Below are 18,155 nucleotides of genomic sequence, written 5' to 3'. Positions count from 1 at the left end.
ATAATGAGCCCGGAGGCGAAAACGCTTACCGGGCTGATGAACAACAAGGCGGAGAACGGGAAGCTATCCGCCAAAAAACCTGCCTGAGGATCAGGCGCTGCGGCGCAGCATCCCCTGCTTTTTCAACCAGACCAGCAAAATGGAGATTGCCGCCGGGGTGATCCCCGAAATGCGCGATGCCTGGCCGATTGAAGACGGCTTGTGATCGTTCAGCTTGGCAATCACCTCATTGGAGAGCCCAATGACCTGGCGGTAATCAAGCGTAGCAGGCAGCAGGGTATTCTCATTGCGCTGCTGTCTTTCGATCTCATCCTGCTGGCGAGCGATATAGCCTTCATACTTCACCTGGATCTCAACCTGTTCAGCCGCCTGCGCATCCTGCAGACCCGGAGCGAAAGGCGACAGCTGCACCAGCTGTTGATAGGTCATTTCCGGACGACGAAGCAGATCCTCGCCGCTGGCTTCGCGTGAGAGCGGCGCGGTGAGGTGAGCGTTCACTTCTTCAGCGCTTTCGGCCTGCGGGTTCACCCAGCTCGATTTCAGCCGCTGACGTTCAAGTTCAATGCTTTCCAGCTTCTGATTGAAGCGCGCCCAGCGTTCATCATCGACCAGACCCAGCTCGCGGCCCTGTTCGGTCAGTCGCAGATCGGCGTTATCTTCGCGCAGCATCAGGCGGTACTCAGCGCGGGACGTGAACATGCGGTACGGTTCTTTGGTACCGAGCGTGCACAGATCGTCCACCAGCACGCCAAGGTAGGCCTGAGAACGACCCGGCGCCCAGCCCTCTTTTTCTGCGGAGAAGCGACCGGCGTTCAGACCGGCAAGCAGGCCCTGGGCAGCGGCTTCTTCGTAGCCGGTGGTGCCGTTAATCTGGCCGGCAAAAAACAGACCCTGAATATATTTGCTTTCCAGCGTCGGTTTCAGGTCGCGCGGATCGAAGAAATCATACTCAATAGCGTAGCCCGGGCGAACGATTTTGGCGTTCTCCATACCCTGCATTGAGCGAACAATCTGCATCTGCACATCGAACGGCAGGCTGGTGGAGATACCGTTCGGATAAATTTCGTTAGAGGTCAGCCCTTCCGGCTCGAGGAAGATCTGGTGCTGGTTGCGATCGGCAAAGCGCATCACTTTATCTTCGATCGACGGGCAGTAGCGCGGACCGATCCCCTCAATCACCCCGGCGTACATCGGGCTGCGATCGAGGTTATTGCGGATGACGTCGTGCGTTTTCTCGTTGGTGTGGGTGATGTAACACGGAACCTGGCGCGGATGCTGATCCGCAGATCCCATGAACGAGAACACCGGCATCGGGTCATCGCCGTGCTGCTGTGCCAGTACGCTGAAATCGATGGTGCGCGCGTCAATACGCGGCGGAGTACCGGTTTTCAAACGGCTGACGCGCAGCGGCAGTTCACGTAAGCGGCGGGAAAGCGAGATAGCCGGCGGATCGCCTGCACGACCGCCGCTGTAGTTATCCAGCCCGATGTGGATCTTGCCGTCGAGGAAGGTTCCGACGGTCAGGACAACCGCTTTGGCGCGAAACTTCAGCCCCATCTGGGTCACTGCGCCGACAACGCGATCGTTTTCGACAATCAGATCCTCAACCGCCTGCTGGAAGATCATCAGGTTGGGCTGGTTTTCCAGCGCCGTACGTACCGCCTGGCGGTAGAGCACGCGGTCTGCCTGAGCACGAGTGGCGCGTACCGCCGGGCCTTTGCTTGCGTTTAGTATCCTAAACTGAATGCCCGCATGGTCGATCGCTTTCGCCATCAGGCCGCCAAGAGCATCCACTTCTTTTACCAGGTGTCCTTTCCCAATGCCGCCAATCGCCGGGTTGCAGCTCATCTGCCCCAACGTGTCGATATTGTGTGTCAAAAGCAGGGTCTGCTGACCCATTCGCGCTGCGGCCATTGCGGCCTCAGTGCCTGCATGACCCCCGCCAATGATGATGACGTCAAAAGGATCCTGATAAAACATGGTGGTATGCCTCGCATAAAGCGGTTTGAAAATGGATTGAAGCCCGGGCCGTGGATTCTACTCAACTTTCGACTTCCGAGAAAGCTCCGGGATCTTGAGTATTTAAAAGAAGATCTTTTATTTAGAGATCTGTTTTATTGTGATCTCTTATTAGGATCGGACCTTTCTGTGGATAAGCCGGATCCGCGTTTTAAGATCAATCGGTTAAGGAGGATCACTTTCTGTGAATGATCGGTGATCCTGTTCCGTATAAGCTGGGATCAAAATGAAGGGTTATGCACAGCTCAAAAAGCAGTCAACGGTTATGCTTTGGATAACTACCGGTTGATCAATGGTTTTAAGCATAGTTATCCACAGATAATCGAACGATCTTTACAAAAATCAGAGCAAATTTTTCCAGGATCCCAGCCAAATTTCCGCCGGATCTTCCGGAATCTCATGATCGAGGACGTTAATCTTCAGCGTTTCGCCGATCTGTTTTGCCCCGCATGCCCTTAATGCATCGTCAATCTTGTCGATTGCGCCACAGAAAGTGTCATATTCGCGGCTGCCGATCCCGATTAAGCCAAAGCGTATGCCCGAAAGGTCCGCTTCCTTCTCCTGCAGAGCCTCATAGAAAGGCACCAGGTTGTCAGGAATATCGCCGGCACCGTGAGTTGAGGAGATAACCAGCCAGATCCCGTCCGTCGGCAGATCCTCAATCAGTGGGCCATGCTGGATTTCGCTGCTGTAACCCGCTTCTTCCAGCTTTTCCGCCAGATGCTCTGCTACATATTCCGCACTGCCTAAGGTGCTGCCGCTGATAAGAGTAATGTCTGCCATGATCGTCCGCTCATTTATTCAGTGTGGCACATTGTACGCTGTGTGTGAGCTGGGATCTACCTGTGGAAAATGTGGGATTAAAAAAGCCCGATTACGGGCGGATGGTGCGCATAATCGGGTTTTGCAGGGAGATCAGCGTCTCGGTGGACTGAATTTCATCGATTGTTTGGATCTTGTTGATAAGTACCTGCTGGAGAGCATCGATCGAGCGGCACATTACCTTAATAAAGATGCTGTAGTGGCCGGTGGTGTAGTAGGCCTCGGTGACCTCATCCAGGCTCTCCAGCCTGGCCAGCGCGGAAGGGTAGTCTTTGGCGCTTTTCAGAATAATGCCGATAAAGCAGCACACGTCATAGCCGAGCTGCTTCGGATTCACGTCGATTCGCGCGCCGGTAATGATGCCTGCCTGCTTCATCTTCTCCACGCGCACGTGGATAGTCCCCGGGCTGACGCCAAACTGTTTGGCCAGTTCGGCGTAGGCGGTGCGCGCATTGGCCATTAACGCTTCAAGGATGCCGCGGTCCAGATTGTCGATCTGATAATTTTCCATAGGTTTTTCTTATGATGTTTGAAGATTCTTTCTATATTAGCTTTATATTTTAATGAATCAAAAGTGTATGAGCCTTTTTGTTGTTTGATTATTGAATTGACGGCCTGTTTTGTTGCTTAATCAATAGCAACAGGACGCAGGAGTCATAAAAATGAAAACCGCATATATCGCAAAACAACGCCAGATCAGCTTCGTTAAGTCTCACTTTTCCCGCCAGCTGGAAGATAAACTGGGCCTGATCGAAGTCCAGGCTCCCATTTTAAGCCGCGTAGGAGACGGGACTCAGGACAACCTGTCTGGTTGCGAGAAGGCGGTTCAGGTAAAAGTGAAAACGCTGCCGGATGCCCAGTTTGAAGTCGTTCATTCCCTGGCTAAATGGAAGCGTCAAACGCTGGGACAACACGACTTCAGTGCGGGAGAAGGGCTGTACACGCACATGAAGGCTCTTCGCCCCGATGAAGACCGGCTGACCGCCATTCATTCTGTTTACGTTGACCAGTGGGACTGGGAGCGCGTGATGGGCGACGACGAACGCCACGACGGGACGCTGAAATCCACCGTAGAAGCCATCTATGCCGGGATCAAAGCGACCGAAGCGGCCGTCAGCAAAGAGTTTGGCCTGACGCCGTTCCTGCCGGAGCAGATCCAGTTTGTTCATAGCCAGGAGCTGCTCAGTCGTTACCCGGATCTCGACGCTAAAGGACGCGAGCGGGCGATCGCCAAAGAGCTGGGCGCCGTATTCCTCATCGGGATTGGCGGCAAGCTCACCGATGGTCAACGCCACGACGTTCGTGCGCCGGATTATGATGACTGGAGCACCGAGGTTGCCGAAGGCTTTGCCGGCCTGAACGGCGATATTCTGGTGTGGAACCCGGTTCTGCAAGATGCTTTCGAGCTTTCTTCTATGGGCATCCGCGTTGATGCCGACGCCCTGAAGCGTCAGCTGGCGATCACCGGTGATGAGGATCGCCTGAAGCTGGAGTGGCACCAGGCGCTGCTGCGCGGCGAAATGCCGCAGACCATCGGCGGCGGTATTGGTCAGTCGCGTTTGACGATGCTGCTGCTGCAGCTCGATCACATCGGACAGGTCCAGTGTGGCGTATGGCCTGCCCAGGTCCGTGAAAGCGTCGCTTCCCTTCTTTAATCCGCTCTTTAACGCCGCCAGCGTCTCAGCAGGCGGCTGCGCAGCCCGGTATCAAAGCGCCAGATATGATCGAAGATGCGCATGATCCCGGGTTTGCCATGCACCGACATCGCCACCGCGTGAAAGCGATGCTGGTGACTGCGCTGAAGTTCTCCCACCTTATTGATCACCTCATCCGGCAGGCGCTGGGCGATAAAATCAGAAATGACCACCGCATCGGCATCCACCCACTGCGGGTTTTGCATGCGCTCAATAATGGCCCGAAAACAGCTGGCCAGATCGGTACCGCCGCGAAAGCGCTGGCTGAGGAAACGAATTGCCTGCTCCAGCCCCTGTGGACCGGTGAGCTCGTAATGCACCACTTCGCTGGAAAACAGCATAATAAAGCAGCGCCGGTTGTCCGCCAGGGCGATCCGCATTAACGCCAGGCAAAACGCCTTGGCGCACTGTTCGTTAAAACCGCCCATTGAGCCTGAAGTATCGACGCAGACAATAAATGGCCCGCGCGGCTGTTCGTCAAAATCCTGCCGGGTAACCGGTCGTTCGGTAATTTTTTCCCGCCATGCGTCGCCGTGCAGCCGGTAGGTCAGCAGCTGTTTTTCCACCAGCTTGCGGTAGAACTCGAACTCCAGTTCGGTGATCCCGAGGGTGGCCAGCTCCGGCGGAAGAAGGCGCAGAATATCATCGCTTTGCTGCAGGCCATCAACCTGTTCCGGTACCGTTGCCGGTTCACGAACGAGGCTGCGAAAGGCCTCCATCGGCGCATCCTTTTTCGGAACCGATTTTGCTTCCCGCGATCGCCCTAGCTGTTCAGCCAGCTGTATCAGCTCCGGCTGCTGCGTAAGAAAATCGCCATAGCGAACGATCAGCTGATAATCGCCGCGCTTCAGCTCGCCTGCGCTCATATCCCACAGGCGTCCTGCGGAGTTATCGTTTTCCACCAGCACCGGATCGAGCTGGCCGCTGAGGGTCATCCGCTCCTGCATCGTGCTGAGCAGCCGATCGCGTTCTTCATCCAGCAGCTGCTGGTTGAGGGTGGTGGCCTGCACCACCAGGCTCAGGCGCCAGCGCTGCAGGAACAGGGTGTGCAACGCGGGCGTAAAGAGCGGGTTATCATCCGCCAGCTGCTGGGCCTGGGCGGCAAAAGGGGACTCGAGCTTGTGCAGCTGCGTAAGAATTTGCGGCAGCTGAACGATAAACTGCGAAGTCGAAAGAAGCTGAGACTGCTGATAATTCTGCACTTCAGCATCGAGCTCGGGCGGGATATGCGTCTCTTTTAGCCTGGCTCTGACGGCTTCGCGCCAGCGCGGGATATCGGCGGCGATAATGTTCTTCAGCCGCGGGAATTTTTCAAAGAAAACGGCAAGCTGCGGGGAGGCCAGCAGCGCCAGCAGCATCTCTTCGATCATCCCCTCTTCGCTGACTGCCAGCATGACATTCAGCATATCCAGCGTCATGGCTGACGGGCCTGTTTGATCTGCGCCCCGACGTCCTGCAGGCTGGCTTCAATACGTCCCAGCCAGTCACCGGGAATAAACAGACATTTTTGCTGTTCGCTGAAACGGTTGTGCTGCTGATGCCACTCGTCATCGAGGGCTTCCAGCTGCTGCCTGATTTCCGCTGGCATATTTTCCTGCGATTCGCTGCCGGGAAGGGCCAGGCGCGAGCCCTGCAGGCTGACGTCGCGAACCACCAGATGCTGGCTGGTATCGACATCCATATTTAACGGCTGGGCAAAACCAATGCCGTTGAGTTTGCCGCGGATCTCGCCGCCCTTCTCCAGCCAGTGGGAGAGCTCCTCACGGGTAAACGTAATATGGATAACCTCCATATCGTGCAGCTTGAGCGGCTGCTGCAGCAGCAGAAGGAGCGTCGTTCCTTCTACGTCGGCGGGAAGTTCATAATGCGCTTTTCGGCTGAACATACCGCCGAGACGCGTGACCTTCAGCGCGGTTTTGTCGCTGTGCTGCTGCTGGATCTGAATACGCCTTTGGGTAATCGCCCCGAGGCGCGTCAGCATCGTCTGCTGCTGCCATGCGTGGTTGGTCATCAGGGTTTCCAGCAGCTGCGCCATCAGGTTCATGCTTTCGATGTCGTGCCACAGGCAGTCTTTCAGCAGGATCAGGTCGATGGGCGCGATGGTATCGCGGCCGCTGAAGAAGGCGCTGGCCTGCAGCAGGCGAATGGCCTTTTTCCAGCGGCGGTCCGAAACATAGGGCGCTTTGGGCTGCGTCTCCAGCTGCTGGCGCAGCTGATAGATCAGTTCGAATACGCTATCCGTCAGCTTCACGCCGCTGATATCCTGCTGCCATTGCGTAAACTCTTCGCTACTAATCTGCAGGGATGTCGGGACGGGATTGCTGTTTTCATCCTGCTGGCTGAGCAGCATGGAGCGGAAGTTGGTTTTATCCTGTACCTTGTCGAGCCACAGGCGGATCAGCATTCGGTCATACAGCGCTTCCAGGCTGCTATCCGCTTCCGGGAGCTCGTTGGACGCCGCCACCAGCAGGCGCATCGGGATTTTCACTTCGCTGGCGCCGTTGCGGAAATGGCGTTCGTTTATGGCTGTCAGCAGGGTATTAAGGATTGCCGGGCCAGCTTTCCAGATCTCATCGAGGAAGACGATCTCCGCTTCCGGCAGGTAGCCTGCGGTTAAGCGCTCGTAACGGCCTTCATCCTTCAGGGCCTGGATCGACAGCGGACCAAAAACCTCTTCCGGGGTAGAGAAGCGGGTCATCAGGTATTCAAAGGCGCGAGCCTGCTGGAAGGCGAATTTGAGACGGCGGGCGATCAGACTCTTGGCGATGCCCGGCGGACCCAGCAAAAAAACGCTCTCGCCGCTGAGCGCGGCCAGCAGACAGAGTCGTATCGCGTGACTGCGTTCAAACAAACCTTTTTCCAGCGCCGCGCTTAGCCGGGAAATTCTTTCTGCCAGTAAATGTGATTGAGCCATAATTGAGTTGCGTGCTTTTTCATGTGTCGTTATTGAGTCGAGTATAGATGTTTGATTAGGTGTGGTAATAGCCTGAAGATTCGATTTATTTTCTTTGAGCCAGGTTAATATGGTGTCTGTTAGGGGTACGATTCAGCAAATAATCGTGCATACTGTGCGCTTTTTGTGAGCCTGAGGACCGGGAACACATTTGTTTTATATACACAAAAACATTCAAGATGCGGCAAGGCAGCAAGGGATGAAATCCCCTGGCGCACGGCTATGTGACCGGGATTTCTGGACGCCAGCAGCGCAGAAGCAGCTTGAAAAATGATATGTATAAACGAAAAGACTAGTCTATGAGCTCTGATAATAAGCAATCGCTTCCGGCAGTAACGCTGGCGGCAATCGGCGTGGTGTACGGCGATATTGGTACCAGCCCGCTGTATACACTGCGTGAATGTCTGTCAGGTCAGTTTGGGTTTGGCGTTGAACGTGATGCTGTTTTTGGCTTTCTTTCGCTAATTTTCTGGCTGTTAATTTTTACCGTATCACTCAAATATATTACCTTCGTTATGCGGGCGGATAACGCCGGCGAGGGGGGGATCCTGACGCTGATGTCGCTGGCGGGGCGCAATACGTCCGCGCGAATGACGTCGGTGCTGGTTATCCTCGGGCTGATTGGCGGTAGCTTCTTCTATGGCGAGGTGGTCATCACCCCGGCGATTTCGGTGATGTCGGCGATTGAGGGGCTGGAAATTATCGCGCCCAATCTGGATACCTGGGTTGTCCCTATATCCATCATTGTGCTGACGCTGCTGTTTGCTATCCAGAAGCACGGCACCAGTATGGTGGGTAAGCTGTTTGCGCCGATTATGCTGATTTGGTTCCTGCTGCTGGCGGTGCTTGGCGCGCGCAGCATCATTGCGAATCCGGAAGTGTTGCAGGCGCTGAACCCGTACTGGGCGGTGCACTTCTTCCTCGAATATAAAACCGTCTCTTTTGTCGCTCTCGGGGCGGTAGTGCTGTCCATTACCGGCGTTGAGGCGCTGTATGCCGATATGGGACACTTCGGCAAATTACCTATTCGCCTGGCCTGGTTCTCCGTGGTGCTGCCTTCGCTGGTGCTGAACTACTTCGGCCAGGGGGCTCTGCTGCTCAAACATCCTGAGGCGATTAAAAACCCGTTCTTCCTGCTGGCTCCTGAATGGGCGCTGATCCCGATGCTGATTATCGCCGCTCTGGCGACGGTGATTGCCTCCCAGGCGGTTATTTCCGGGGTCTTCTCGTTGACCCGCCAGGCGGTGCGCCTGGGGTATCTGTCGCCAATGCGCATCATCCATACCTCCGAAATGGAATCCGGGCAGATTTATATCCCGTTCATCAACTGGCTGCTGTACGTTTCGGTGGTCATTGTGATTATCAGCTTCGAGCACTCCTCCAACCTGGCGGCGGCGTACGGTATTGCGGTGACGGGAACCATGGTGCTGACCACTATCCTGTTCACCACCGTGGCGCGTCAAAACTGGCACTGGAATAAATTTCTCGTGGCGCTGCTGTTTATTGCCTTTATGTGCATCGACCTGCCGCTGTTCTCGGCCAACCTGGATAAGATCGTCTCCGGCGGCTGGCTGCCGCTGACCCTCGGCCTGGTGATGTTCACCGTGATGACCACCTGGAAGAGCGAGCGTTTCCGCCTGCTGCGCCGGATGCATGAACACGGCAACTCGCTGGAAGCGATGATCTCTTCGCTGGAGAAATCGCCGCCGGTTCGCGTTCCGGGTACTGCGGTCTATATGTCCCGCGCCCTGAACGTCATCCCGTTTGCCCTGCTGCACAACCTCAAGCACAACAAGGTGCTGCATGAGCGGGTGATCCTGCTGACGCTGCGTACCGAAGATGCGCCTTATGTGCATAACGTTCGCCGGGTGCAGATCGAGCAAATCTCACCGTCGTTCTGGCGCGTGGTGGCGAGCTACGGCTGGCGCGAAACGCCGAATGTGGAAGAAGTTTTCCACCGCTGCGGGCTGGAAGGGCTGAGCTGTCGGATGATGGAAACCTCGTTCTTTATGTCGCATGAATCGCTGATTATCGGCAAACGGCCGTGGTATCTGCGGCTGCGCGGCAAGCTGTATCTCCTGCTGCAGCGCAACGCCCTGCGGGCGCCGGATCAGTTTGAGATCCCGCCTAACCGGGTCATTGAACTGGGTACTCAGGTCGAAATTTGATATTCCGAAGCCCTTCCTTGCGAAGGGCTTTTCACGGTTATTTGGCTCCGCTCACTTTTCTCTTCTCCCGCTTGCGAAACGTTTCGATGGCGATCACATTTCTCTCTTCTGAAGATGGTTTTCTGCGCGCATTTTGACAATAATTTCTTCAGCGAAACGTTTCGCTAATGGAGCAGAAGAGAAAAATGAAAAAAGGCACCGTACTTAACGCTGATATTTCCTCGGTTATCTCCCGCCTGGGTCATACCGATACGCTGGTGGTCTGCGATGCCGGATTGCCGGTTCCCCGCAGCAGCGCGCGTATTGATATGGCGTTAACCCAAGGCGTTCCCTCCTTTATGCAGGTTCTGGAGGTGGTAACGGCGGAAATGCAGGTTGAGGCGGCGATCCTTGCGGAAGAGATTAAAACTCATAATCCGCAGCTCCATGCGACGTTGCTCACTCACCTTGAGCTGCTGCAGCAATACCAGGGAAACACCATTGAAATTCGTTACACCAGTCATGAGCAGTTTAAAAAACAAACCGCGGATAGTCAGGCGGTGATTCGCAGCGGGGAGTGTTCCCCGTTTGCGAACGTCATTCTCTGTGCCGGCGTGACGTTCTGAGGTCGCCGATATGGAAGCCTTATTGCAATTAAAAGGGATCGATAAAGCGTTCCCAGGCGTCAAAGCGCTCTCCGGCGCCGCGCTCAACGTCTATGCCGGCCGGGTGATGGCGCTGGTAGGAGAAAACGGTGCCGGTAAGTCCACCATGATGAAGGTGCTGACCGGGATCTACGCCCGCGACGCCGGCTCCTTAACGTGGTTAGGAAAAGAGACCACCTTCAACGGACCGAAATCCTCTCAGGAAGCCGGGATCGGCATTATTCACCAGGAACTTAACCTGATCCCCCAGCTGACGATCGCGGAGAATATTTTCCTCGGCCGTGAGTTCGTGAACCGGTTTGGCAAAATCGACTGGAAAACGATGTATGCCGAAGCGGACAAGCTGCTGGCGAAGCTGAATTTACGTTTTAACAGCCAAAAGCTGGTGGGCGATCTGTCGATCGGCGACCAGCAGATGGTTGAAATTGCCAAGGTACTGAGCTTTGAGTCGAAGGTCATCATCATGGATGAGCCGACGGACGCCCTGACCGACACCGAAACGGCCTCCCTGTTCCGCGTCATCCGCGAGCTGAAATCTCAGGGGCGCGGGATTGTCTATATCTCCCACCGTATGAAAGAGATCTTCGAGATTTGCGACGACGTTACCGTCTTTCGCGACGGGCAGTTTATCGCCGAGCGCGAGGTGGCGAGCCTGGATGAAGACCAGCTGATCGAGATGATGGTCGGCCGTAAGCTGGAAGACCAGTATCCGCGCCTGGATAAAGCGCCGGGCGCCGTGCGCCTGAAGGTCGATAACCTGTGCGGGCCGGGCGTGGAAAATGTCTCCTTCACCCTGCGTCAGGGGGAAATTCTGGGCGTCGCCGGGCTGATGGGCGCCGGGCGCACGGAGCTGATGAAGGTCCTGTACGGCGCGCTGCCGCGCAGCAGCGGTTCCGTCACCCTTGATGGACACGAGGTAGTCACCCGCTCCCCGCAGGATGGCCTGGCAAACGGCATCGTTTATATCTCCGAAGACCGTAAGCGCGATGGCTTAGTCCTCGGCATGTCGGTAAAGGAAAACATGTCGTTGACCGCGCTGCGCTATTTCAGCCGCGCCGGCGGCCGGCTGAAGCATAAAGATGAACAGCAGGCGGTGAGCGATTTCATCCGCCTGTTCAATGTCAAAACGCCATCGATGGAGCAGGCGATCGGCCTGCTCTCCGGCGGTAACCAGCAGAAGGTGGCCATCGCCCGCGGGCTGATGACCCGCCCGAAGGTCCTGATCCTTGATGAGCCTACCCGCGGCGTGGACGTTGGGGCGAAGAAAGAGATCTACCAGCTGATTAACCAGTTTAAGGCCGATGGTCTGAGCATCATTCTGGTCTCTTCGGAGATGCCGGAAGTGTTAGGCATGAGCGATCGCATCATTGTGATGCATGAAGGGCATCTCGGCGGTGAATTTACACGCGAGCAGGCCACCCAGGAAGTATTGATGGCTGCCGCTGTGGGCAAGCTTAACCGTGTGAATCAGGAGTAAAAAAGATGACAACCCAGGCTGTTGCTGGTCGCCGCTATTTCACAAAGGCATGGCTGATGGAGCAAAAATCGCTGATTGCCCTGCTGGTGCTGATAGCGATTGTCTCGACCATGAGCCCCAACTTTTTTACCGTCAATAACCTGTTCAATATCCTGCAGCAGACGTCGGTTAACGCCATTATGGCGGTGGGAATGACGCTGGTTATTCTCACTTCGGGGATCGACCTGTCCGTGGGTTCCCTGCTGGCGCTGACCGGTGCGGTAGCGGCGTCGATTGTCGGCCTTGAGGTTAATGCGCTGGTGGCGATTGCCGGAGCGCTGGCGCTGGGTGCGGCCATCGGTGCGGTGACCGGAGTTATTGTGGCTAAGGGGCGCGTGCAGGCCTTTATCGCCACTCTGGTGATGATGCTGCTGCTGCGCGGCGTGACGATGGTCTACACCAACGGCAGCCCGGTAAATACCGGGTTTACGGATAATGCCGATCTGTTTGGCTGGTTTGGTATCGGCCGCCCGCTGGGGATCCCAACGCCAGTGTGGATTATGGCTATCGTCTTCCTTGCTGCCTGGTACATGCTGCACCACACGCGCCTGGGCCGCTATATCTACGCGCTGGGCGGCAACGAAGCGGCCACGCGTCTGTCCGGTATCAGCGTGAATAAAGTCAAAATCATCGTCTATTCTCTGTGCGGCCTGCTGGCTTCGCTGGCGGGAATTATCGAGGTGGCGCGCCTCTCTTCCGCGCAGCCGACGGCGGGGACCGGCTATGAACTGGATGCCATTGCGGCGGTGGTGCTGGGCGGTACCAGCCTGGCCGGCGGCAAGGGCCGTATCGTCGGTACCCTGATCGGCGCGCTGATCCTCGGCTTCCTGAATAACGGTTTGAACCTATTAGGCGTTTCTTCCTATTACCAGATGATCGTAAAAGCGGTGGTAATTTTGCTGGCGGTGCTGGTAGATAACAAAAAGCAGTAACTAAGAACTCTACAGGACATCTTAACTATGAATATGAAAAAACTGGCGACCCTGGTATCTGCTGTTGCTTTAAGCGCGACCGTGAGCGCAAACGCGATGGCGAAAGATACCATTGCCCTGGTTATCTCGACCCTTAACAACCCGTTCTTTGTCTCCCTGAAAGATGGCGCCCAGAAAGAAGCCGACAAGCTGGGCTACAACCTGGTGGTGCTGGATTCACAAAATAACCCGGCGAAAGAGCTGGCCAACGTGCAGGATTTGACGGTGCGCGGCGCTAAGCTGCTGCTGATCAACCCGACCGACTCTGATGCGGTAGGTAACGCCGTGAAGATGGCTAATCAGGCGAAGATACCGGTTATTACCCTTGACCGTCAGGCGGCGAAAGGCGACGTGATTAGCCATATTGCGTCTGATAACGTGCTCGGCGGTAAAATGGCCGGCGACTATATTGCGAAGAAAGCGGGTGAGAACGCTAAGGTTATTGAGCTGCAGGGTATCGCAGGGACATCCGCGGCGCGCGAGCGTGGCGAAGGCTTTAAGCAGGCCGTAGCGGCTCATAAATTTAACGTGCTGGCGAGCCAGCCGGCAGATTTTGACCGTACCAAAGGCCTGAACGTCATGCAGAACCTGCTGACGGCGCATCCGGACGTGCAGGCGGTATTTGCTCAGAACGACGAAATGGCGCTGGGCGCACTGCGTGCTTTACAAACAGCGGGGAAATCCGATGTGATGGTGGTTGGATTTGACGGCACTCCGGATGGCGAAAAAGCGGTAAATAGTGGCAAACTAGCTGCGACAATCGCCCAGCTGCCTGAGCAGATCGGCGTGAAAGGCGTCGAGACTGCCGATAAAGTGCTGAAGGGTGAAAAAGTGGATGCCAGCTATCCGGTTGAGCTGAAACTGGTCATTAAGCAGTAGTAATATGCGATTCGGACCGGCAACGGTCCGAGGGACAACATAAAAAAGAAAAGCAGGGCATGCGCCACCGGAGTCCGGTGGCGCGCTTTACCGGGAACTCAAATGATGAAAACCGCAGGCAAACTTGTCGTCCTTGGCAGCATCAATGCCGATCACATTCTTAACCTTAAATCTTTCCCGACGCCGGGCGAAACCGTCACCGGCAACCACTATCAGGTGGCTTTCGGCGGTAAAGGCGCCAACCAGGCCGTTGCCGCCGGGCGCAGCGGGGCAAATATTGCGTTTATCGCCTGTACCGGCGATGACGATACCGGCGAGCGCGTTCGCCGCCAGCTGGCGAGCGATAACATCGACATCGCGCCGGTTCGCGCGGTAAAAGATGAATCGACCGGCGTAGCGCTAATCTTTGTTAACGGTGAAGGTGAGAATGTGATCGGCATTCATGCCGGCGCCAATGCCGCTCTTTCTGTCGCCCAGGTTGAGGCTGAGAAGGCGCGGATTGCCGACGCCCAGGCGCTGCTGATGCAGCTGGAGTCGCCGCTGGAGAGCGTGCTGGCTGCGGCTAAAATCGCCCATCAGCATCAAACAAGCGTGGTGCTGAATCCGGCGCCGGCGCGCGAGTTGTCGGATGAGCTGCTGGCGCTGGTGGATATCATCACGCCTAACGAAACGGAAGCGGAGAAGCTGACCGGTATTCGCGTAGAAAACGATGACGATGCGGCCAAAGCGGCTAACGCGCTCCATAAGAAAGGCATCGGTACCGTTATTATTACGCTGGGTAGCCGCGGCGTCTGGGTGAGCCACGATGGCGAAGGCCGCCGGGTCCCGGGCTTTAAGGTTCAGGCCATCGATACCATTGCCGCGGGCGATACCTTTAACGGCGCCCTAGTGACCGCCTTACTGGAGGGCACCGGGCTGGCAGAAGCTATCCGCTTTGCCCATGCCGCCGCCGCCATTGCCGTTACCCGCAAAGGCGCTCAGCCTTCAGTGCCGTGGCGAAAAGAAATCGACGAATTTTTACGTCAACAGGGGTAACGCTTGGCTACCATGAAGGATGTGGCCCGCGAGGCGGGCGTTTCCACCTCGACGGTTTCCCACGTCATTAATAAAGATCGTTTCGTCAGCGAGGCGATTACCGCCAAAGTGGACGCGGCGATCAAAAATCTTAACTACGCGCCGTCCGCTTTGGCGCGTAGCCTCAAGTTAAACCAAACCCGTACCATCGGTATGCTCATCACTGCCAGTACCAACCCGTTTTATTCTGAGCTGGTGCGCGGCGTGGAGCGTAGCTGTTTTGAACGCGGCTATAGCCTGGTGCTGTGCAATACGGAAGGTGATGAGCAGCGCATGAACAGTAATCTGGAAACGCTAATGCAAAAGCGCGTCGATGGTTTACTGCTGCTCTGTACCGAGACGCATCAGCCTTCGCCAGAAATTATGCAGCGCTATCCTTCGGTTCCAACGGTGATGATGGACTGGGCGCCGTTTGATGGCGACAGCGATCTGATTCAGGATAACTCGCTGCTGGGGGGCGATATGGCGACCCAGTACCTGATAGACCAGGGGTATACCCGGATTGCCTGTATCGCCGGCCCGCTGGATAAAACGCCGTCGCGGCTGCGCCTGGAGGGCTATCACGCCGCGATGTCCCGCGCCGGGCTGGAAGTGGCTGAGGGATACGTGATTACCAGCGACTTTGAATTTGGCGGTGGATTCAGCGCGATGCAGGAGCTGCTGACCTTATCGGAACGCCCGCAGGCGGTATTTGTCGGCAACGACGCTATGGCCTTTGGGGCGTATCAGTCGCTCTATCAGGCCGGGCTGCGAATTCCGCAGGATATGGCGCTGGTGGGCTATGACGATATTGAGCTGGCCCGCTATATGACGCCACCGCTGACGACTATCCATCAGCCGAAGGATGAGCTGGGTGAGCTGGCGATTGATGTGCTGATCCACCGGATGGCCGATCCCGGACAGCAGCAGCAGCGCGTGCAGCTCACGCCCGAGCTTATCGTTCGCGGTTCAGCTTAACGTTTGTGCCGTTCCTTTATCAGGTTACGGCCATCCTTCGCCTTTAACAGCATAAACACCAGCGCGGACACGACGGTGATCGCGCCCATCGTAATAAAGGTGTAGTGAAACTGCTCCACGGTATTGGCGCTGTCAAACCCTTCATAAAAGCGCAGTACCGCAGCGCTAATCGCCACCCCGAGGCTGATCGATAGCTGCTGAGTGACCGCCAGCAGGCTGTTGCCGCTGCTGGCATTATCATCGGTCAGATCGGCAAGCGTAATGGTGTTCATTGAGGTGAACTGAGTGGACATCGCCATCCCCAGAACAAACAGCGGCAGCGGCAGCAGCAGCATCCAGACGGGCATCGCGGGCGACTGGAACGAGAACTGGGCGATCATCAGGCCGATAAATATCGTTATCCCTACCAGCGTTTTCCGGTAGCCGAGCCAGCGTAGAATCTGCGTGACGGTGGATTTTGCGATAATAGAGCCGACGGCGGTCGGCGCAATCATGCAGCCGGCGATAATCGCCGGATAGCCAAAACCGACCTGCAGCATCAGCGGCATCAGGAACGGCACGCACCCCGTACCCAGACGCGTTGCCAGATTGCCGGCGATACCCACTGAAAAGGTTCGAGTCTTAAATAAAGAAAGCGAGATCAGCGGGGTTGGATGGCGGCGGGCATGGCGGATATAGGCCAGCAGCAAAAGGACGCTAAGGGCGATAATCGTCAGCGCGATCCAGGTGGCGACGATTTTCTCGCCAAACAGTTCGATGCCGCTGGAAAACAGTACCAGGCTCAACCCAAAGAGCAAAAATCCGCTGGTATCGAAGCGACGGCGTGGGGTAGTGAAATCCGGCATGCATTTACGCGCGTAAAGGATGCCAATAATGCCAATGGGAATATTGATCAGGAAAATCCAGTGCCAGCTGGCCCAGGTAACCAGCACGCCGCCGAGAACGGGCCCAAGAATAGGGCCGACCAGCCCCGGCATCGTCACGAAGTTCAGCACCGGCAGCAGCTCGCTGCGCGGATAGGCTCGCAATAATGCCAGCCGCGCGACCGGCATCATCATCGCGCCGCCAATCCCCTGAATGACGCGAAAGATGACCAGCTCCATCAGGGAGCTGGAAAGCGCGCAGGCGAGGGAGCCGAGCGTAAACAGGCCAACGGCAATAATAAACACTTTACGCGTGCCGAAGCGGTCGGCTAGCCACCCGCTGACCGGAATGAGCATCGCCACCGTTAGCGTATAGCTGATGATCGCGGATTGCATTGCCAGCGGCGAACGGTTGAGGCTATGGGCTATTGCCGGAAGGGCGGTATTCAGAATGGTGGCGTCCAGCGCCTGCATAAAAAAGGCCATTGCCGCAATCCACGGCAGTCCGGCCATACTACGCCCTTTCTTCTCGGTCATGCGGAGCCCTTTATTTACCTGAATGGTTTGGTGCGCTCAGCAGAGCCTGGCAGGCGCTGAGCGCTTGCGGGCCGTCGCTGTTCAGAATCGCGTCGACAATTGCCTGATGGAGATCCAGCTTCACCACTTCATTCTGGGTAATAGAAGTGAAGTACGTGTGATAGACCGAATGGAATAGCGAGGCGAAAGAGATAAGGAAGGGATTACCGCTCATTTCATAGATGTGTTCATGCCAGGCCATATCGACTTCAATCCAGCGTTCACGCTGGAAGCGCCTTTTCAGCTCGCCCATCTCTTCCATTAAGCTATTGAGCTGCGCTTTCTGCTCCGCGCTGCCCAGGGTGGCGGCCAGGAAGCAGGCCTGCGGCTCGAGGCTGCTGCGCATGACGAGGAAATGGGTCACCACCTCTTCGAAGTTATCTTCCGTTAACCACCAGGAGAGCAGCTCTTTATCGAGAAAGTTCCAGCTACTGCGTGGCATAACCCGGGTACCGATGCGCGGGCGCGGCAACAGCATACCTTTCGCTGTCAGCGTCTTGACCGCCTCTCGTACCGCCGTTCGGCTCACGCCGAATTGCTCGCCCAGCTCCATTTCACCGGGGAGAATGCTTTCCGGCTGATATTCGCCGGTCAGAATTTTTTGGGCCAGTTTCTCCGCCAATACCCAGGAGATGTTTTTTTGTGCCGCTAGTTGCTGTGCGCTTAAAGACATAAATGCCGTTCCTTTCTCTTTTTTACTCTATCAGTATGCCACCTGGTGGGGCGTTTCGTTGTTTAAAACGGCAAATCGCCGGTTTTTTGCCACTCCCTGGCCCGTTTTGGTGAAAAAAGAGACGGTTGAAAAGTTTTTTGAAAACAGGACTTGTCAACGTCAGAGAACTCCCTATAATGCGCCTCCACTGACACGGAACAACGGCCAGCACGCCGCCGGGTCAGCAGGCTTCAGCGCTGAATATCAGCCGCGAAAGCCGACGGAGAAAAGCAAAATAAACGCTTGACTCTGAATGAGGAAAACGTAATATACGTGACCTCGCAACGCTGAGCGAAAGCCGCGTTGT

15 protein-coding genes are annotated in these 18,155 nt (G+C 56.1%); 8 read left to right on the top strand and 7 right to left on the bottom strand.

Annotated features, from left to right (window positions below; translation table 11 throughout):
• Window positions 1-90 precede the first annotated feature (90 nt).
• The 3 genes from mnmG to asnC all read right to left on the bottom strand — a co-directional run bounded on the left by mnmG (window position 91) and on the right by asnC (window position 3,352).
• Entirely contained in the window at window positions 91-1,980 is a 1,890-nt protein-coding gene (gene mnmG / locus GO007_RS18215) for a tRNA uridine-5-carboxymethylaminomethyl(34) synthesis enzyme MnmG (protein WP_095102336.1), read from the bottom strand.
• Between the two features lie 381 nt (window positions 1,981-2,361).
• Complete coding sequence (gene mioC, locus GO007_RS18210; protein WP_095102334.1) at window positions 2,362-2,802, bottom strand: FMN-binding protein MioC; 441 nt, start codon at window positions 2,800-2,802, stop codon at window positions 2,362-2,364.
• Between the two features lie 91 nt (window positions 2,803-2,893).
• Window positions 2,894-3,352, bottom strand: a complete 459-nt coding sequence (asnC, locus tag GO007_RS18205; protein WP_045853727.1) for a transcriptional regulator AsnC — start codon at window positions 3,350-3,352, stop codon at window positions 2,894-2,896.
• A 151-nt stretch (window positions 3,353-3,503) separates the two neighbouring features.
• Here asnC and asnA point away from each other — a divergent pair, with 151 nt between their 5' ends.
• Window positions 3,504-4,496: an aspartate--ammonia ligase gene (asnA, locus tag GO007_RS18200; protein ID WP_095102332.1), complete on the top strand. Its 993-nt coding sequence runs from the start codon at window positions 3,504-3,506 to the stop codon at window positions 4,494-4,496.
• Window positions 4,497-4,504: 8 nt separating this feature from the next.
• On the opposite strand, the gene viaA is transcribed toward asnA, so the two are convergent.
• Both viaA and ravA read right to left on the bottom strand, forming a co-directional pair.
• Window positions 4,505-5,953, bottom strand: coding sequence for an ATPase RavA stimulator ViaA (gene viaA / locus GO007_RS18195; protein WP_095102330.1), 1,449 nt, complete (start codon window positions 5,951-5,953; stop codon window positions 4,505-4,507).
• Entirely contained in the window at window positions 5,950-7,449 is a 1,500-nt protein-coding gene (gene ravA / locus GO007_RS18190; protein ID WP_095102328.1) for an ATPase RavA, read from the bottom strand. The genes viaA and ravA overlap by 4 nt, the downstream gene beginning before the upstream one ends.
• Window positions 7,450-7,787: 338 nt before the next feature.
• On the opposite strand from ravA, the gene kup reads away from it, so the two are divergent.
• The 7 genes from kup to rbsR all read left to right on the top strand — a co-directional run bounded on the left by kup (window position 7,788) and on the right by rbsR (window position 15,697).
• Window positions 7,788-9,656: a low affinity potassium transporter Kup gene (kup, locus tag GO007_RS18185; protein WP_095102326.1), complete on the top strand. Its 1,869-nt coding sequence runs from the start codon at window positions 7,788-7,790 to the stop codon at window positions 9,654-9,656.
• Window positions 9,657-9,841: 185 nt separating this feature from the next.
• On the top strand, window positions 9,842-10,261 hold the full coding sequence (gene rbsD / locus GO007_RS18180; protein WP_045853722.1) for a D-ribose pyranase: 420 nt from the start codon (window positions 9,842-9,844) through the stop codon (window positions 10,259-10,261).
• Window positions 10,262-10,271: 10 nt separating this feature from the next.
• The gene (gene rbsA / locus GO007_RS18175) at window positions 10,272-11,777 is read left to right on the top strand and encodes a ribose ABC transporter ATP-binding protein RbsA (protein ID WP_095102324.1); all 1,506 of its coding nucleotides are present in this window, start codon (window positions 10,272-10,274) and stop codon (window positions 11,775-11,777) included.
• 5 nt (window positions 11,778-11,782) lie between these two features.
• A complete protein-coding gene (gene rbsC / locus GO007_RS18170) occupies window positions 11,783-12,748 on the top strand; it encodes a ribose ABC transporter permease (protein WP_095102322.1) in 966 nt (321 codons plus the stop codon).
• A gap of 27 nt (window positions 12,749-12,775) precedes the next feature.
• On the top strand, window positions 12,776-13,666 hold the full coding sequence (rbsB, locus tag GO007_RS18165) for a ribose ABC transporter substrate-binding protein RbsB (protein ID WP_095102320.1): 891 nt from the start codon (window positions 12,776-12,778) through the stop codon (window positions 13,664-13,666).
• Between the two features lie 102 nt (window positions 13,667-13,768).
• A complete protein-coding gene (gene rbsK, locus GO007_RS18160) occupies window positions 13,769-14,701 on the top strand; it encodes a ribokinase (RefSeq protein ID WP_189339892.1) in 933 nt (310 codons plus the stop codon).
• 12 nt (window positions 14,702-14,713) lie between these two features.
• The gene (rbsR, locus tag GO007_RS18155) at window positions 14,714-15,697 is read left to right on the top strand and encodes a ribose operon transcriptional repressor RbsR (protein WP_189339897.1); all 984 of its coding nucleotides are present in this window, start codon (window positions 14,714-14,716) and stop codon (window positions 15,695-15,697) included.
• Here rbsR and mdtD read toward each other — a convergent pair.
• Window positions 15,694-17,097 (bottom strand): multidrug transporter subunit MdtD, encoded by a 1,404-nt coding sequence (gene mdtD / locus GO007_RS18150; RefSeq protein WP_095102316.1) that lies wholly within the window; start codon window positions 17,095-17,097, stop codon window positions 15,694-15,696. The two genes, rbsR and mdtD, sit on opposite strands and share 4 nt — an antisense overlap.
• A gap of 10 nt (window positions 17,098-17,107) precedes the next feature.
• Complete coding sequence (locus GO007_RS18145) at window positions 17,108-17,809, bottom strand: FadR/GntR family transcriptional regulator (RefSeq protein ID WP_095102314.1); 702 nt, start codon at window positions 17,807-17,809, stop codon at window positions 17,108-17,110.
• Window positions 17,810-18,155 lie beyond the last annotated feature (346 nt).

The organism is Klebsiella sp. 10-1 (assembly GCF_009758445.1).
In the GTDB taxonomy this organism is placed as follows: domain Bacteria; phylum Pseudomonadota; class Gammaproteobacteria; order Enterobacterales; family Enterobacteriaceae; genus Klebsiella; species Klebsiella scottii.
Note: the sequence above shows the minus strand (reverse complement) of the source record. Positions and strands in the feature narration are given on the sequence as shown.

What these genes read in the sequence shown, in the direction of transcription:
- mnmG (WP_095102336.1), bottom strand. Translation starts at nt 1,980, where the DNA reads ATGTTTTATCAGGATCCTTTTGACGTCATCATCATTGGCGGGGGTCAT.
- mioC (WP_095102334.1), bottom strand. Translation starts at nt 2,802, where the DNA reads ATGGCAGACATTACTCTTATCAGCGGCAGCACCTTAGGCAGTGCGGAA.
- asnC (WP_045853727.1), bottom strand. Translation starts at nt 3,352, where the DNA reads ATGGAAAATTATCAGATCGACAATCTGGACCGCGGCATCCTTGAAGCG.
- asnA (WP_095102332.1), top strand. Translation starts at nt 3,504, where the DNA reads ATGAAAACCGCATATATCGCAAAACAACGCCAGATCAGCTTCGTTAAG.
- viaA (WP_095102330.1), bottom strand. Translation starts at nt 5,953, where the DNA reads ATGACGCTGGATATGCTGAATGTCATGCTGGCAGTCAGCGAAGAGGGG.
- ravA (WP_095102328.1), bottom strand. Translation starts at nt 7,449, where the DNA reads ATGGCTCAATCACATTTACTGGCAGAAAGAATTTCCCGGCTAAGCGCG.
- kup (WP_095102326.1), top strand. Translation starts at nt 7,788, where the DNA reads ATGAGCTCTGATAATAAGCAATCGCTTCCGGCAGTAACGCTGGCGGCA.
- rbsD (WP_045853722.1), top strand. Translation starts at nt 9,842, where the DNA reads ATGAAAAAAGGCACCGTACTTAACGCTGATATTTCCTCGGTTATCTCC.
- rbsA (WP_095102324.1), top strand. Translation starts at nt 10,272, where the DNA reads ATGGAAGCCTTATTGCAATTAAAAGGGATCGATAAAGCGTTCCCAGGC.
- rbsC (WP_095102322.1), top strand. Translation starts at nt 11,783, where the DNA reads ATGACAACCCAGGCTGTTGCTGGTCGCCGCTATTTCACAAAGGCATGG.
- rbsB (WP_095102320.1), top strand. Translation starts at nt 12,776, where the DNA reads ATGAATATGAAAAAACTGGCGACCCTGGTATCTGCTGTTGCTTTAAGC.
- rbsK (WP_189339892.1), top strand. Translation starts at nt 13,769, where the DNA reads ATGATGAAAACCGCAGGCAAACTTGTCGTCCTTGGCAGCATCAATGCC.
- rbsR (WP_189339897.1), top strand. Translation starts at nt 14,714, where the DNA reads ATGAAGGATGTGGCCCGCGAGGCGGGCGTTTCCACCTCGACGGTTTCC.
- mdtD (WP_095102316.1), bottom strand. Translation starts at nt 17,097, where the DNA reads ATGACCGAGAAGAAAGGGCGTAGTATGGCCGGACTGCCGTGGATTGCG.
- GO007_RS18145 (WP_095102314.1), bottom strand. Translation starts at nt 17,809, where the DNA reads ATGTCTTTAAGCGCACAGCAACTAGCGGCACAAAAAAACATCTCCTGG.